The 13,969-nt window shown below is 73.3% G+C and carries 14 protein-coding genes, 1 pseudogene and 1 riboswitch; of the genes and pseudogenes, 8 read left to right on the top strand and 7 right to left on the bottom strand.

Translation table 11 applies throughout. The features are described from left to right. Positions 1 to 3 precede the first annotated feature (3 nt). The 4 genes from ACFQLX_RS04300 (at position 4) to ACFQLX_RS04285 (ending at position 4,375) form a co-directional block, all read left to right on the top strand. On the top strand, positions 4 to 975 hold the full coding sequence (locus ACFQLX_RS04300; RefSeq protein WP_386412057.1) for a glycine betaine ABC transporter substrate-binding protein: 972 nt from the start codon (positions 4 to 6) through the stop codon (positions 973 to 975). Positions 976 to 1,113: 138 nt separating this feature from the next. Continuing rightward, positions 1,114 to 2,871, top strand: coding sequence for a hypothetical protein (locus ACFQLX_RS04295; protein WP_386412055.1), 1,758 nt, complete (start codon positions 1,114 to 1,116; stop codon positions 2,869 to 2,871). A gap of 16 nt (positions 2,872 to 2,887) precedes the next feature. Continuing rightward, positions 2,888 to 3,418 carry a hypothetical protein gene (locus ACFQLX_RS04290; RefSeq protein ID WP_386412053.1) on the top strand — a complete coding sequence of 177 codons (531 nt, stop codon included), beginning with the start codon at positions 2,888 to 2,890 and terminating at the stop codon, positions 3,416 to 3,418. Between the two features lie 9 nt (positions 3,419 to 3,427). Further along, positions 3,428 to 4,375 carry a hypothetical protein gene (locus tag ACFQLX_RS04285; protein WP_386412051.1) on the top strand — a complete coding sequence of 316 codons (948 nt, stop codon included), beginning with the start codon at positions 3,428 to 3,430 and terminating at the stop codon, positions 4,373 to 4,375. 19 nt (positions 4,376 to 4,394) lie between these two features. Here the strand turns inward: ACFQLX_RS04285 and ACFQLX_RS04280 are convergent, their stop codons facing one another. The 3 genes from ACFQLX_RS04280 to rocD are packed head-to-tail and all read right to left on the bottom strand — an operon-like array spanning position 4,395 to position 6,311. After that, on the bottom strand, positions 4,395 to 4,802 hold the full coding sequence (locus ACFQLX_RS04280) for a type II toxin-antitoxin system VapC family toxin (protein ID WP_386412049.1): 408 nt from the start codon (positions 4,800 to 4,802) through the stop codon (positions 4,395 to 4,397). Continuing rightward, positions 4,799 to 5,029 carry a FitA-like ribbon-helix-helix domain-containing protein gene (locus ACFQLX_RS04275; protein WP_386412047.1) on the bottom strand — a complete coding sequence of 77 codons (231 nt, stop codon included), beginning with the start codon at positions 5,027 to 5,029 and terminating at the stop codon, positions 4,799 to 4,801. Before ACFQLX_RS04275 ends, ACFQLX_RS04280 begins: the two co-directional genes overlap by 4 nt. Before the next feature lie 58 nt (positions 5,030 to 5,087). Then, positions 5,088 to 6,311: an ornithine--oxo-acid transaminase gene (gene rocD, locus ACFQLX_RS04270; RefSeq protein ID WP_386412045.1), complete on the bottom strand. Its 1,224-nt coding sequence runs from the start codon at positions 6,309 to 6,311 to the stop codon at positions 5,088 to 5,090. A gap of 224 nt (positions 6,312 to 6,535) precedes the next feature. Further along, positions 6,536 to 6,630: riboswitch (ZMP/ZTP riboswitch) on the top strand. Positions 6,631 to 6,663: 33 nt separating this feature from the next. On the opposite strand from rocD, the gene ACFQLX_RS04265 reads away from it, so the two are divergent. Continuing rightward, positions 6,664 to 7,926, top strand: a complete 1,263-nt coding sequence (locus tag ACFQLX_RS04265) for a serine hydroxymethyltransferase (protein WP_386412043.1) — start codon at positions 6,664 to 6,666, stop codon at positions 7,924 to 7,926. Between the two features lie 23 nt (positions 7,927 to 7,949). Here the strand turns inward: ACFQLX_RS04265 and ACFQLX_RS04260 are convergent, their stop codons facing one another. The 3 genes from ACFQLX_RS04260 to ACFQLX_RS04250 are packed head-to-tail and all read right to left on the bottom strand — an operon-like array spanning position 7,950 to position 9,877. After that, on the bottom strand, positions 7,950 to 8,570 hold the full coding sequence (locus ACFQLX_RS04260; protein ID WP_386412041.1) for a hypothetical protein: 621 nt from the start codon (positions 8,568 to 8,570) through the stop codon (positions 7,950 to 7,952). 58 nt (positions 8,571 to 8,628) lie between these two features. Beyond that, a complete protein-coding gene (locus ACFQLX_RS04255; protein WP_386412039.1) occupies positions 8,629 to 9,390 on the bottom strand; it encodes a hypothetical protein in 762 nt (253 codons plus the stop codon). Next, positions 9,383 to 9,877 carry an RNA polymerase sigma factor gene (locus ACFQLX_RS04250; protein WP_386412037.1) on the bottom strand — a complete coding sequence of 165 codons (495 nt, stop codon included), beginning with the start codon at positions 9,875 to 9,877 and terminating at the stop codon, positions 9,383 to 9,385. The genes ACFQLX_RS04255 and ACFQLX_RS04250 overlap by 8 nt, the downstream gene beginning before the upstream one ends. 170 nt (positions 9,878 to 10,047) lie before the next feature. Here ACFQLX_RS04250 and trpS point away from each other — a divergent pair, with 170 nt between their 5' ends. From trpS to ACFQLX_RS04235, 3 genes and pseudogenes are all read left to right on the top strand, one after another. Then, positions 10,048 to 11,070: a tryptophan--tRNA ligase gene (gene trpS / locus ACFQLX_RS04245; RefSeq protein ID WP_386412035.1), complete on the top strand. Its 1,023-nt coding sequence runs from the start codon at positions 10,048 to 10,050 to the stop codon at positions 11,068 to 11,070. A 46-nt stretch (positions 11,071 to 11,116) separates the two neighbouring features. Then, on the top strand, positions 11,117 to 11,737 hold the full coding sequence (locus ACFQLX_RS04240) for a 2'-5' RNA ligase family protein (protein WP_386412033.1): 621 nt from the start codon (positions 11,117 to 11,119) through the stop codon (positions 11,735 to 11,737). An 11-nt stretch (positions 11,738 to 11,748) separates the two neighbouring features. After that, positions 11,749 to 12,528, top strand: a pseudogene (locus ACFQLX_RS04235) (YihY/virulence factor BrkB family protein); the annotation flags it as partial. Here ACFQLX_RS04235 and ACFQLX_RS04230 read toward each other — a convergent pair. Further along, complete coding sequence (locus ACFQLX_RS04230) at positions 12,448 to 13,851, bottom strand: D-alanyl-D-alanine carboxypeptidase family protein (protein WP_386412031.1); 1,404 nt, start codon at positions 13,849 to 13,851, stop codon at positions 12,448 to 12,450. The pseudogene ACFQLX_RS04235 and the gene ACFQLX_RS04230 sit on opposite strands and share 81 nt — an antisense overlap. Between the last annotated feature and the right edge of the window lie 118 nt (positions 13,852 to 13,969).

Here is a 13,969-nt window from a genome sequence, read left to right as displayed (position 1 = left end):
CACATGAAGAACACCCGTCACATCAAGCACATACGAACCGCCGCCCTCGCCGGCACCGGCGTGCTGGCCCTGCTGGCCCTGAGCGCCTGCTCCGCCGCCGACACCGGCAAGGCGGCCGGCTCCGACGAGGTCGTCATCGCGGTGCCGTCCTGGGTCGGCGCCCAGGCCAACGCCGAGGTCGCCAAGGTGATCCTGGAGCAGGAGCTGGACGTCAAGAAGGTCAAGCTCCAGGCCATGGACGAGCCGATCGCCTGGGACGCGCTCAACAACGGCAAGGTCGACGCGATCCTGGAGGACTGGGCCGGCCAGCCGAAGAAGAAGCAGCTCTACGTCGACGACAAGAAGACCGTCGTGGAGGGCGGAGAGCTGGGCGTCACCGGCCACATCGGCTGGTTCGTGCCGAAGTACTACGCGGACGCGCACCCCGAGGTGCTGGACGCGAGGAACCTCAACACGTTCGCCAAGGACTTCCGCACCTCCGAGTCCGGCGACAAGGGCGAGTTCCTGGGCGCCGCGCCCTCGTACACCACCTACGACGAGCACCTGATCAAGAACCTCAAGCTCGACTTCAAGATCAAGGAGACCGGCAACGAGGCCGCCCAGATCAAGGAGATGCAGCAGAAGTACCAGGAGAAGAAGCCCTTCATCACCTACTGGTGGACCCCGCAGTGGCTCAACTCCGACATCGACCTGGTCGAGGTGAAGCTGCCGGCGTACACCGAGGGCTGCAACGTGCCCGAGACGAAGACCGCGTGCGCCTACGCCAACACCCCGCTGGAGAAGTACCTCAACGCCGACTTCGCCAAGGACGGCGGCGAGGCGGCCGAGCTGCTGAAGAACCTCCGGTGGGACAACGAGGCCCAGAACCAGGTCGCGCTGTGGATCGCCAAGGACAAGATGACCGGCGAGGAGGCCGCCCGGAAGTGGGTGAAGGAGAACAAGGCGGTCTGGGAGCAGTGGCTGCCGAAGAAGTAGCCCCGGAGCCGGATCCCCGCGGCGCGGCCCCCCTTCCCGGAAACGGGGCAGGGGGGCCGCGCCGTACGTGCCTCCGCTAGACTCCGCGTCACCAACTCATGGGTACATCAAGCCAGTTGAGTGTTCCGGGGGGAAGCGTTGACGCAGTCGCATCCAGGCCGGGCGGGCACTGCCGAAACCGGGAGCACCGGGGACGCGGCCCTTCCGGCCCCGCGTGGGGACTCCCCGCCCGCCGTACCCTGGTCGCGCTCCGAGGCCACCCGGCTGCTCTGCGCGGGCGTCTGCCTCGACTCCGCCTTCCGCGGCCGGGTGATCGAGGAGCTGGTCGAGCAGCGCCAGCGCACCGCCGCCCCCTCGCTGGGCGTCGACGTCGTGCCGGTCCTGGCGTACGCACTGCGCTGCCGGCAGCGCGAGGTGCTGACGGGGCTGGCGATGGGCCTGCTGTGGCTGGCGTTCTTCGCGGTCGAGATGTCCGTCGGGGACTTCCCGCTCTTCACGCTGTTCTACAGCTTCGTCTGCCTGCTGTTCTGGCTGGCCCGGCTGGTGCGGCACGGGCGCCGGGCCTGGCTGGGGACGCAGAGCGACTCCGGGTCGGCGAGCCGGATTTCCCGGCGGCGGAAGGTCGCCAGCTGGTGGCTGTACTACTTCGCCTGGAACATGGTGGCGCTGTACGCCGTCAAGGTGGGCGCCGCCCTCTTCGGTGACGAGGAGCCCTCCTCGCCGTACGACGGGTACTCCGGCGGATACGCCGACTCCTCCGCCGAGGGATTCCTCCCGGGAGGAAGCGGCAGCGGGGCGGGATTCGCCGGACTGCTCCTGCCGCTGCTGATGACCCTGCTGGTGTGGGCGTACCTGGCCTCCTTCCAGTCGATGCTGCGCACCGAGCTGGCCAAAGACGCCTTCGCCAGGCGCAGACGCGCCCAACTGCCCACCCATCTTTCCGCGTTGGGCAACTCCATCGACGCCGAGCAGTACGCCTCGCTCACCGTCTACGACCCCTACGAGCCCTTCGTCGGCTACGGCCGCCCCTACGAGACCTGGTCGCTGGCCGTGGAGCTGCGGCGCGGCAAGACCCTCGCAGCCGACGCCCCGGATCTCACCGCACGCCAGGTCGTGGAGCTGGTCATGCCGAAACTGGCCGCGCTGCGGGACTCCGCCGCGGCGGTGAGCCGCGACCGGCTGCGGGAGCTGGAGGTCGAGCACCTCGCCTACCTGCCGCCCGCGCCCCGGCGCGGCGCGGCGGGCTACGGGCGCCAGGACGCCGACCGGCACATCGCGGAGGCCGTCGACGAGGGCGGCGAGGCGCGCCGCTACTTCCTGCGGGTGCGGGTCGGCGCCTGGAGCGAGCAGGTCGTGGTCAGCGTCCTGGTGCGGGTCCACACCCAGGGCCGCATGCTGGTGCTGGAGGTCGTCCCGCATGTGCTGTACCCGGTGCGCGCGGAGTACCGCGACATCGACAAACTGCTGGCCCGCAACGCCGGTTCACCTCTGCGCACCCTGGTGCGCGCGCTGTTCGCCACTCCGGCGACCCTCCTGACCATCGGTGGCTCGACTGTCCGCGCGCTGGTCTCCGTGGTGCGTACCTGGCTGCACAACCCGCAGGCCCTGCCGGGCGAGGGCCCCCGCGCCTCGGTGCGGGAACTGGGCAGCGCGGACGAGGTGTCGCTCTTCCAGGAGATGGACATCAGCCGTTACGTGAAGACCGTCCAGGACCGGATCGCCAGCGGGGTCACGCAGGCCCTGGAGGCCAGCGGCTACGAGACCGAGCGCTTCGCCCAGCAGATCGTGAACATCAGCGAAGGGGCCCTGTACATCGGGGCGATGAGCGGCGGCGCGGTCGCGCAGGGCAGCGGAGCGCAGGCGCAGTCGCGCGGTGGCGCCGGCAGGGACGACTGAGGAGCGGGGAGGCGCGATGAGCGGGAGCAGCGGGAGCGGGAACGGCGGGCAGGGCGCGGGGACGGGCGGGATCTCCATCGGCTCGATGAGCGGCGGCGCGGTGGCGCAGGGCGGCGGCGCCCAGGCGCGCGACGAGGGCAGGCGCCAGGGTGGCGGGGCGCCGCTCCCGGCGGCCGAAACGCCGGCGCCGGCGGCGCCGACGGCGGGCGGGATCTCCATCGGGGCGATGAGCGGCGGCGCGGTGGCGCAGGGCGAGAACGCGCGAGCGGTGGACGCCTCGGTGACCGTCTCCCCCGTACAGGCGGACGAACTCCTCACCGCCCTGCGGACGTTGCGCCGCGAACTGCTCGCCGCCCCCGAGAGCGCGGAGGCCGACGAGCTGGAGCGCGAGCTGGGCGGCGTCGCCGAGGAGGTACGCCGCGAGGGCCGCGCGGACCGGGGCCGCCTGGCGCGACTGCGCGAGCGGCTGGAGCTGGCCTCGCTGACGGCGGGCGCCGGTGCGGCCGCCGCCGCGGTGGTCCAGGCGATCGCCCCCCTGCTGGGCTGAGGGGGCGAGATGACAGCCCGTTGGGACGCGGACGCCCAGGCATGGGTCGAGGACCGCGCACAGCCGACGACGCAGCCGCTGCTTCCGCCGCCCGCGCTGCCTCCGCCGCCTGTACTGCCGCCGCCGGGGGCGGGGGAGGGCGACCTCGCCTCGTACCCGACGGTGCACTCCCAGGAGACGGGCCCGGCGTCGCCCCCGTACCCGGCGCCGGGCGATGGCTCCGAAGCCCGCAGGAACCGGACACGGGCGCTGACCATCGCGCTCGCGATGGCACTGGTGCTCGCCGCCGGCACGGGCGGCTACCTGCTGTTCGGCCGCGAGGACGACGGCACACGGGCGGCGTCCACGCAAAGCCCCGCGCCAGCCGACCCCACCGCCGACCCCACCGCCGACCTCACCGAAGAGCCCACGCAGGACCCCACCTCCTCGCCCTCACCCGAGGAGACCGACCCCGCCTCGCCGCAGGGCCGGGTCCCGCCGGAGGGGTACTACTTCATGACCGAGCAGGACTTCCTGCTGGTCGCCCCCGCCGACTGGGACCGCGAGGCGAGGAACTCGATCACCTGGTACCGCTCACCGGAGAACCCGGAGCGCGAGGTCATCCAGGTCTGGCGCGCGGCGGAGGACGTCACCACGCCCCTGGACCTGGTGGAACTGGCGGAGAACGGCGACCAGGGACTGTCCGGCCGCCCCGGCTACGAACAGCACGCCAAGGGATCGGCGACGGACCCCACGGGCCAGAACCTGGACTCCGCCGAACTGGACTACTCCTGGCAGGGCGACAACGGCGGCGTCCGCGGCCTCTACCGCGCGATCCGCATGCCGGACGGCGCCCTGTGGGTGGTCCTCGTCTCCGGCCCACCCGAGTCCTGGCCGAAGCAGCAGGAGATCCAGAAGAACGTCCTCGACTACTTCTGCCTCACGGGCAGTTGCCCGTACGAACCGGTCATGGACTAACCGCTCGCGCTCGGCGTACTCACGTCCGGTCGCCCGCGAAGACCTCGACAGCGCACTTCGCGGCGCCACTGCGCCCGATGCGCGCATCGCTGGTGACAAGCGGGGCGCCGAGGGCTTCCGCCAGGGCGACGTACTGGGCGTCGTAGGCGCTGAGATCGGCGTGCAGCGTCTGCACCCGGTCCCAGAGCGCAAGCGTCTCCCGCCTGTCGATCGGCAGCATCCGATAGGCGGCGACGGCTCTCTCCACCTCCCGGCCGGTCAGCTTCCCACCGCGCCGCATACCGAGGAGGGCCGACTGGATCTCGTAGTCCAGGAGGGTGGGGGCGTAGACGTCCGCTGCTTCGGCCAGCCGTCGGCGGACGAGGTCCCCGCCCGGGGTGTGGGCGGTGAGGGCGAGGACCACGGCGGAGCAGTCGACGACGATCAACGCCCCGCCCGCCCCTCGTCGATGGCGGAGACGATGTCGCGGGCGCCGACCTCGGCGGTGGTCTCCCGGTCCAGGCGCGCCATCATCTCCGCCATCGTCGGCTTCGCCACCTCCCGGGCGATGAGCTCCTGCATGAACGCCTGCAGGGACTTGCCGGCCAGAGCGGCGCGGACCTTGAGGGTGTGGATCTGGTCGTCCGGGACGTCCCGGATGGTGAGAGCCGTCATTGCTGCATTGTAGTGCCGATGCCTGCAAAACGCAGACTTTCCTACCGCCACCCAACCCCTACGAGCCTTCCGGGGTATGCGCCGCCAGCACCCCCCGCAGCTGCTCCAGGCCCCAGTCCAGGTCCTCCTTGGAGATCACCAGGGGGGGTGCGAGGCGGATCGTGGAGCCGTGGGTGTCCTTGACCAGGACGCGGCGGGTGAGGAGTTTTTCGGAGATCGCGCGGCCCGTGCCGTACGCGGGGTCGATGTCCACGCCCGCCCACAGGCCCCGGCCGCGCACCTCGCGCAGCGCGCCCTGGCCGGTCAGCAGGCCCAGCTCGCGGTGGAGGTGCTCGCCCAGCTCGGTGGCCCGCTGCTGGTACTCGCCGGTGCGCAGCATGTCGACCACCTCCAACCCCACCGCGCAGGCAAGGGGGTTGCCGCCGAAGGTCGAGCCGTGCTCGCCCGGTCTGAAGACGCCCAGCACGTCCGCGTCCGCGACGACCGCCGAGAGGGGCACCACGCCGCCGCCGAGCGCCTTGCCCAGGATGTAGACGTCCGGGACGACGCCCTCGTGCTCGCAGGCGAAGGTCGCGCCCGTACGCCCCAGCCCGGACTGGATCTCGTCCGCCATGAACAGCACGCCCCGCGCTGCCGTCAACTCCCGTACGCCGCGCAGGTATCCGTCCGGGGGGACGAGCACGCCCGCCTCGCCCTGGATCGGCTCCAGCAGCACGGCCACCGTGTCCTCGTCCACCGCCGCGTCCAGCGCCGCGAGGTCCCCGTACGGCACGATCGTGAACCCGGGGGTGTACGGGCCGAAGTCCGCCCGCGCCTCGGGGTCGGTGGAGAAGGAGACGATCGTCGTCGTGCGGCCGTGGAAGTTGTCCGCCGCGACGACGATGTTCGCCCGCCCCCCGGGCACGCCCTTGACCCGGTAGCCCCACTTGCGGGCGGTCTTCACGGCGGTCTCCACCGCCTCCGCACCGGTGTTCATCGGCAGCACCATGTCCTTGCCGCACAACGCGGCCAGCGCCGTGCAGAACGCGGCGAAGCGATCGTGGTGGAAGGCCCGCGAGGTCAGCGTGACGCGCTCCAGCTGCGCCCGGGCGGCGTCCAGCAACCGCCGGTTGCCGTGGCCGAAGTTGAGCGCCGAGTAGCCGGCCAGCATGTCGAGGTAGCGCGTCCCCTCGACGTCCGTCATCCACGCCCCCTCGGCGGAGGCGACGACGACGGGGAGGGGGTGGTAGTTGTGCGCGGAATGCGCCTCGGCTTCGCTGATGAGGTCCTGGGAACGCGTCATGCTGCCTTGCTCCTTCGCGGGTCTGTCAGGAGGTTCGATGGCACCCTCGTGAGGCACTTTCCTATCGTGCCCCCGCGAGGGTGCGCGTTAAGCGCCCCGGACGTGTTTGCCGTACGGGAGCCGGGCTGGAGCCGGGCCGGGGTCGCGCGGCGGTCGTACGGAAAGAGCCCCGCCCGCATCCCAAGACGCCCGCGCGCCCCGCCCCGTACCGCGCTACTGTGGCCGGTGGGTGCCGCGACTGGCGATGCGTGGAAGCGACCACGGGGGAGCGGCGGCCCGGCAGTGTGTACGCGAGGTGCCGTCCGCCTGGGCACCCCGGGTCCCGTCCTGATGCGACCCGGAGGTTCACACCATGCCGCTCGACCACCCCGCCCTCGCCGCCGCCGACCCGGCGATCGCCCAACTCATCGCCGCCGAGGAGCGGTTGCAGGCCGACACCCTGCGCCTCATCCCCAGCGAGAACTACGTCTCCGCCGCCGTGCTGGAGGCCACCGGCACCGTCCTCACCAACAAGTACAGCGAGGGCTACCCGGGCCGGCGCTACTACGAGGGCCAGCAGAACATCGACCCCGTCGAGCGCCTCGCGATCGACCGCGCGAAGGCCCTCTTCCACACCGCGCACGCCAACGTCCAGCCCTACTCCGGCTCCCCGGCCAACCTCGCCGCCTACCTCGCCTTCGCCGAGCCCGGCGACACCGTGCTGGGCATGGGCCTGCCCATGGGCGGCCACCTCACCCACGGCTGGGGCGTCTCGGCGACCGGCCGCTGGTTCCGGGGCGTGCGCTACGGGGTGCGGAAAGACACCGGCCGCGTCGACTTCGACGAGGTCCGCGACCTTGCCCGCGCCGAACGCCCCAAGCTGATCTTCTGCGGCGGCACCGCCGTCCCCCGCACCATCGACTTCGCCGCCTTCGCGGAGATCGCCCGCGAGGTCGGCGCGGTGCTGGTCGCGGACATCGCGCACATCGCCGGCCTGATCGCGGGCGGGGCGCACCCCTCGCCCGTACCGCACGTGGACGTCATCTCCACCACCACGCACAAGACCCTGCGCGGCCCGCGCGGCGCGATGCTGCTGGCCGTACGGGAGGAGCACGGCAAGGCCCTCGACAGGGCGGTCTTCCCCGGTCTGCAGGGCGGCCCGCACAACCACACCACCGCCGCCATCGCGGTGGCGCTGGCGGAGGCCGCGCGGCCGTCCTTCCGCGACTACGCGGCGCAGATCGTCGCCAACGCGAAGGCCCTCGCGGCGGCGCTGCTGGAGCGCGGCTTCGACCTGGTCTCCGGCGGCACGGACAACCACCTCGTCCTCATCGACCTCACCGCCCAGGACGTCCCCGGCAAGGTCGCGGCGAAGGCCCTGGACCGCGCGGGCATCGTCGTCAACCACAACACCGTCCCCTACGACCCCCGCACGCCCTTCGACCCCTCGGGCATCCGCATCGGCACCCCGTCCCTGACCTCGCGCGGCCTGACGGTCGAGCACATGCCGCAGGTGGCGACCTGGATGGCGCGCGCGGTCGCGGCGTCGAGGACGGGCGACGAGGTCACGCTGAAGTCGATCCGCGCGGAGGTGGCGGAGCTGATGGCGGGATACCCGGCACCGGGGCTGGGCTGACCCCCCCGGCGAGGACCCCGGTGTCACGCGTCCACCAGTTCCCGGCGCGGTGTACGCGGGCCGCCGCGGCGCAGGAAGGCCGCGCGGGCGAGGGCGGCGCCCGCCGCCAGGCCGGGGAGCGACCACCACCAGCCCGTGGCGGCGGAGGCGGACGCCGCCCGGCCGGGCGGGGCGGGTGCGGCCGACTCCGCGACGGCCGGACGGAGCGAACTCGCCGCCGGGAAGCCCTTGTCCAGGAGGCCGTGCGCGCCGAGGAGCGCGGCGGCCTCCTTCGCGTGCGCGGCGCGGAACCAGACTCCCTCGCCCGCCAGGCCGGCGCGCTCCCGGCGGTGGACCAGCATCCCGCCCTTCGCGTCCGGGTAGAGGCGGTCCACCCGCCAGACGTGGGTCTCGTGGGAGAGCCAACTGAGCGTGATATCCGGCCCGTTGGGCACGCCCGCCACCGCCTCGGGGGTCTGGCCGCCGCCCAGGGCGCCCAGGGCCGCGTCGAGGGCCCGGTAGTCGGCGGACCCCTCCTGGATGCCGGCGGCCCGCATGGTCGCCTGGTTCACCAGCAGCACACTCGTCGGCCCGCCCGCCACCGCCGGGGGAGCGAGGCCGAGCCAGAGGGCGAGCACGCCGAACAGGAGAGCGAGTCTGCGCATGGGTAAACCCCTTCCGCGAAGGCCGGACCACCCGGCCCGCACACCCTCCCTACACCGCTCAACTCCCGCCCGTTCCAGCGGATTTGAGCGATCCGGCGATCCGCACCGCCGCCCCGGGGTCCGCCACCCCCTCCAACCGCAGCGTCACCCCGCCCGCGCTCCACACGAGCGTCGGCCCCGCCGGCCGTACGACCCCGGCGCTCCCGTCGGCGAACGGCAGCTCCAGCCGGTGCGCCCGCGCGAACCAGGCCCCGGACCCCGCACCCACCTCGACACCCTCCCAGGGCTGCGCGGCGGTCTTGTAGAAACCCGGATCCAGCGTCGCGGGGAACTGGTCCACCCGCACCCGCGCCCCCGCCGCGTCCCGCCAGCACAGCGACAGCACCCGCCCCGCGACCCCCGCCGTCACCTCCCCGGCCCGCACCCCCGCCGGTAGCAGCGGTACGAGCCCCGCCCGCCGCCCCGCCTCCGCCACCGGCAGCGCACCGCACCCCGGCGGCGCGGCACCGTCCGGCACCGCCACCCGGGGCTCCACCCGCGCCCGTACGCCGCCCAGGTCGAACCACCCGGCCACCTCGGCCCGTACCGGCGCGGTCAGCGCCAGCCCCACCAGCGCCCCCGCGAGCAGCGCCGCCAGCACCCGCCGCCGGGCCCGCACCCACCGCCGCAGCCGCAGCCGCCGCCCGGCCACCGGGACCGGCTCGTCCCCCAGCCGCGCCAGCACCGCGCAGGCCGCGGCCTCGACGTCGTACGGCGCGGCGGCCGACGCCCGCCCCAGCTCAGCCAGCTCCGCCAGCTCGCGCGCGAGCCGCTCACTCATCCGCCCCACCGCCCTCCGGGGCCTCGCCCAGCATCCGCTCCAGCTCCCGCAGCCCCCGGCTGAGCCGCGACTTCACCGTCCCGCGCGGGATCCCCAGCGCCGCCGCGGTCTCCGCCTCGTCCAGCCCCAGCAGATAGCGGTGGACCACCACGTCGCGCTGCGGCGCCCGCAGCCCGCGCAGCGCCGCCAGCAGCTCCCGCCGCCGCTCGGCGCCCACCAGCACGGCGGCGGGGTCCGGCTCCCCGGGGCCGCCCGCCAGCACCGCCACCCGCGCGTCCAGCCCGCGCCGCCGCCGCGCGGCACGCACCGTGTTGCGCGTCTCGTTGGCGACGATCCGCAGCAGCCACGGCCGGAACTCCGCCCCATCGCGAAAGCCCCCCAGCGCCCGGTACGCCTTGAGGAAGGCGCCCTGCACCACGTCCTCCGCCTCCGCCCCCGCGCCCAGCGCCAGCGCGACGCGGTGCGCCGAGGCGGCGTGCGCGCGCACCAGCTCGCCGTACGCCTCGGTCTCCCCGGCCCGTACGCGCTCGACGATCCCCGCCTCACCCGCGCTGATCCCGCGCCCCCTTTTTCCCGTCCCGCCCCGCCTTACCCCCGCCCTACCCCCTACCTACACCGGACGTCCGCCCCCGGTTCCGTACCTGCGACACTGTGTGCATGGCTGCAGCGAACAGTGACCGACCGCGCGTACTCTCCGGGATCCAGCCCACCTCGGGCTCCTTCCATCTCGGCAACTACCTCGGCGCCGTGCGCCAGTGGGTCGCGCTGCAGGACAGCCACGACGCCTTCTACATGGTGGTCGACCTGCACGCGATCACCGTGCCGCAGGACCCGAAGGAGCTGCGGGCCGCGACCCGCCTCGCCGTCGCGCAGCTGCTCGCCGCCGGGCTGGACCCGGAGCGCTGCACGCTCTTCGTGCAGAGCCACGTCCCCGAGCACGCGCAGCTCGGCTGGGTGATGAACTGCCTCACCGGCTTCGGCGAAGCCTCGCGGATGACGCAGTTCAAGGACAAGTCCGCCAAGCAGGGCACCGCCGGCACCTCGGTGGGCCTCTTCACGTACCCGATCCTCCAGATCGCCGACATCCTGCTCTACCAGGCCGACCAGGTCCCCGTCGGCGAGGACCAGCGCCAGCACGTCGAGCTGACCCGCGACATCGCCGAGCGCTTCAACACCCGCTTCGGGGAGACCTTCACGGTGCCCGCGCCGTACATCCTCAAGGAGACGGGCAAGATCTACGACCTGCAGGACCCGTCGATCAAGATGAGCAAGTCGGCGTCCTCCCCGAAGGGCCTGGTCAACCTCCTGGACGACCCCAAGGTCTCCGCGAAGAAGATCAGGAGCGCGGTCACCGACACCGAGACGGTGATCCGCTTCGACCCCGAGCACAAGCCCGGCGTCAGCAACCTGCTGAGCATCCTCTCCACCCTCACCGGCACGAAGATCGGAGAACTGGAGCAGGGGTACGAGGGCAAGGGCTACGGTGCGCTCAAGACGGATCTCGCCGAGGTCGTGAGCGAGTGGGCCGCCCCCTTCCGCGCCCGCACGCAGGACTTCCTCGACGACACCGAGACCCTGGACGCCATCCTCGCCAAGGGGGCCGAGAAGGCCCGCGCGGTCGCGGCGGAGACGCTCGCCCAGGCGTACGACAAGGTGGGCTTCCTGCCCGCCAAGCACTGACGCTGCACTGACGTTCCGGCCGCTGGGTCCGTGAGAGGGAGACGACGTGGGGACGGTGACGCTCGGCGTGTCGATCGCGGTCCCGGAGCCGTACGGCAGCCTGCTCCAGCAGCGCCGCACGGACTTCGGGGACACCGCGGCCCTAGGCATTCCCACCCACGTCACGCTCCTGCCGCCGACCGAGGTGCGGCCCGGGGAGCGCCCGGCGGTCGACGCGCACCTCGCCGCCGTCGCCGCCCGCACGGCGCCCTTCGCGATGCGGCTGCGCGGCACGGACAGCTTCCGCCCGCTCACCCCGGTCGTCTTCGTCCGGGTCGTGGAGGGGGCCGAGGAGTGCGCGCGGCTGCAGCGGCTCGTACGGGGCGGGGACGGGGGCGACGGGGCTGGCAGGGCTGACGGGACCGGTGGCACCGCCGGTCCGCTCGCCCGCGAGCTGCAGTTCCCCTACCACCCGCACGTGACGGTGGCGCACGGCATCGACGAGGCGGCGATGGACCGGGCGGCGGCGGAGCTGGCGGACTTCGAGGCGGCGTGGACGGCCGGCGGCTTCGCGCTCTACGAGCAGGGCGCCGGGGACGGCGTCTGGCGGCTGCGGCGCGCGTTCACCTTCGCCGAGGGCGGCTCCCACGCTGCGTCGGCCCGTACAACAGGACGCCCCAGCCCGTAGATTGGCTGCCCATGGAGTGGCTCACCAGGCAACCGGTCATCGGCCCCGTCGTCGCGCGCCTCATGCGCACCCGGCTCTGGCACGTCTACGAGCACCTCCAGCGCTGCCACTGGGAGCGGCTCTCCGCCACCATCACCCTCGCCAGCTTCCTCTCGCTCTTCCCGCTGATCACCGGCGCCGCGGCGATCGCCGCCGCGCTGCTCAGCGAGAGCGGGCGGGCGCGGCTGGAGAAGTGGGTCGCCGACCAGCTGCCGGGCTTCGCCGACAAGCTCGACCTCGACAGCCTCTTCCGCAACGCCGCCGCCGTCGGCGCCATCTCCCTCGTCCTGCTGCTCTACACCGGGATGGGCTGGGTCGCCTCCCTGCGCGCGTGCCTGCGCGTGCTGTGGGACGGCCCCGAGGACTCCGACGACAACGTGGTGGTCGCCAAACTCAAGGACCTCGCCGTGCTGCTGGGCCTGGGCGGCGCGATGGCGGTCTCGCTGGGCCTGTCCGTCGTCGCGGCGACCGCGGCGCACCGCAGCGCCCGCGCGCTGGGCCTGGGGGACGACGGCCCGGCGTCCTGGCTGCTGGGCGGCGTGGGCTTCCTCATCGCGGTCGGCGCCGGCTTCCTGCTGATGGTCTACGCGCTGACGCGGCTGCCCGGCGTCCACCCGCGGCGCCGCGACGTGGTGGTCGCGGCGCTCGCCGGGTCGGTCGGCTTCGAACTGCTAAAGCTTCTGCTCAGCGGGTACCTGGCCGGCGTCGCCACCCAGAGCGTCTACGGCGCCTTCGGCGTCCCCATCGCCCTGCTGCTGTGGATCGGCTTCATGTCCCGCCTCCTGCTGTGCTGCGCCGCCTGGACGGCGACCCCGGCGACCCCGGCGCAAGGCGGCGCGCAGGACCCCGAGCCCGCCGCCGGTGCGGGCGCCGCCGCCGGGCAGCGGCCGCAGCCGCCGCACACCGAGGACGACCAGCGCGACCAGCAGCAGTGACCCGGCGGTGATCAGCAGCGCCGTACCGGCGCCGCCCTGCTCCTCGCGGGCGGCGGCCTGCGCGTGGGCGCGCTTCTCGCGCGTCTCGGGAGCCGAGGACGGGGACTGCGCGCCCGCCTTGGCGTCCTCGGTGTCGCTGAGCGCGCTCTTCGGCGGCACCAACTGCCCGACGGGCGTGACCTGGTCACCGGCCGTGAAGCCCCAGTCCAGCAGCTTCGCGGCCTCCCGGTAGACGGCGTTGTGCCCGGCGCTCTCCGCCGGGTGCATCACGGTGACCAGCAGCACCCGGCCGTCGCGCTCGGCGACGCCGGTGAAGGTGGCGCCGGCCTCGGTGGTGTTGCCGTTCTTGATCCCGGCGATGCCCTTGTAGACGTCGACGTCGTAGTCGCCGGTGAGCAGCCGGTTGGTGTTCTGGATCTCGAAGCTCTCGCGCTTGCCGCCCTTGCCCCGCCCGCCGGGGAACTGCGCGGTGGCGGTCGCGGCGTAGGTGCGGAAGTCCGGGTTCTGCATGCCGGCCCGCCCGAAGAGCGTCAGGTCGTACGCGCTGGAGGTCTGCCCCTTGGCGTCGTAGCCGTCGGGCTCGACCACGTGCGTGTCGGCCGCGCCCAGCTCGGCGGCCTTGGCGTTCATCGCCGCGACGGTGGCGTCCTTGCCGCCGTTCATGGCCGTCAGTACGTGCACCGCGTCGTTGCCGGAGCGCAGGAAGACACCGAGCCAGAGGTCCTTGACCGTGTAGGTCTCGTTCTCCTTGATGCCCACCGCGCTGCTGCCCGCGCCGATGCCCTGCAACTCGGCGGGGAGCACCTTGTGCTGCTCGGTGGCGGGGAACCTCGGCAGCAGGGTGTCGGCGAAGAGCATCTTCAGCGTGGACGCCGGCGCGAGCTTCCAGTGCGCGTTGTGCGCCGCGAGCACCTGGCCGCTCTCCGCGTCCGCCACCACCCACGAGCGGGCGGTGAGCTTCTTGGGCAACTGCGGCGCCCCGACGGCGATATCGGCCTGGGTCCCCGGCTGGGCGAGGCGGTCACCGCCGACGTTGGACATGGTGTCCGGCGGCATCGGTGTCTTGCCCCCGTCCTGCGCGGCGGCCACGCCGGCGAGGGGCCCGAGCAGCAGACAGGCGGTGACGGTGGCCCTGGCCACGCTGTTAGTCAGATAAAAGGACGGCACGCTGCGAACCTACCTGCCCCCGTCCGCGGAGGGGAGGCCACGGGGGGCCATTCGGCGCGAAGAACCCCCGACCGCCCCTCCCACCTCACCG

Source organism: Streptomyces polyrhachis (assembly GCF_042663125.1).
In the GTDB taxonomy this organism is placed as follows: Bacteria; Actinomycetota; Actinomycetes; order Streptomycetales; family Streptomycetaceae; genus Streptomyces; species Streptomyces polyrhachii.
This window is presented reverse-complemented; position numbering and strand designations above follow the sequence as displayed.

What these genes read in the sequence shown, in the direction of transcription:
- ACFQLX_RS04265 (WP_386412043.1), top strand. Translation starts at nt 6,664, where the DNA reads ATGCCGCTCGACCACCCCGCCCTCGCCGCCGCCGACCCGGCGATCGCC.
- ACFQLX_RS04290 (WP_386412053.1), top strand. Translation starts at nt 2,888, where the DNA reads ATGAGCGGGAGCAGCGGGAGCGGGAACGGCGGGCAGGGCGCGGGGACG.
- trpS (WP_386412035.1), top strand. Translation starts at nt 10,048, where the DNA reads ATGGCTGCAGCGAACAGTGACCGACCGCGCGTACTCTCCGGGATCCAG.
- ACFQLX_RS04285 (WP_386412051.1), top strand. Translation starts at nt 3,428, where the DNA reads ATGACAGCCCGTTGGGACGCGGACGCCCAGGCATGGGTCGAGGACCGC.
- rocD (WP_386412045.1), bottom strand. Translation starts at nt 6,311, where the DNA reads ATGACGCGTTCCCAGGACCTCATCAGCGAAGCCGAGGCGCATTCCGCG.
- ACFQLX_RS04260 (WP_386412041.1), bottom strand. Translation starts at nt 8,570, where the DNA reads ATGCGCAGACTCGCTCTCCTGTTCGGCGTGCTCGCCCTCTGGCTCGGC.
- ACFQLX_RS04275 (WP_386412047.1), bottom strand. Translation starts at nt 5,029, where the DNA reads ATGACGGCTCTCACCATCCGGGACGTCCCGGACGACCAGATCCACACC.
- ACFQLX_RS04255 (WP_386412039.1), bottom strand. Translation starts at nt 9,390, where the DNA reads ATGAGTGAGCGGCTCGCGCGCGAGCTGGCGGAGCTGGCTGAGCTGGGG.
- ACFQLX_RS04300 (WP_386412057.1), top strand. Translation starts at nt 4, where the DNA reads ATGAAGAACACCCGTCACATCAAGCACATACGAACCGCCGCCCTCGCC.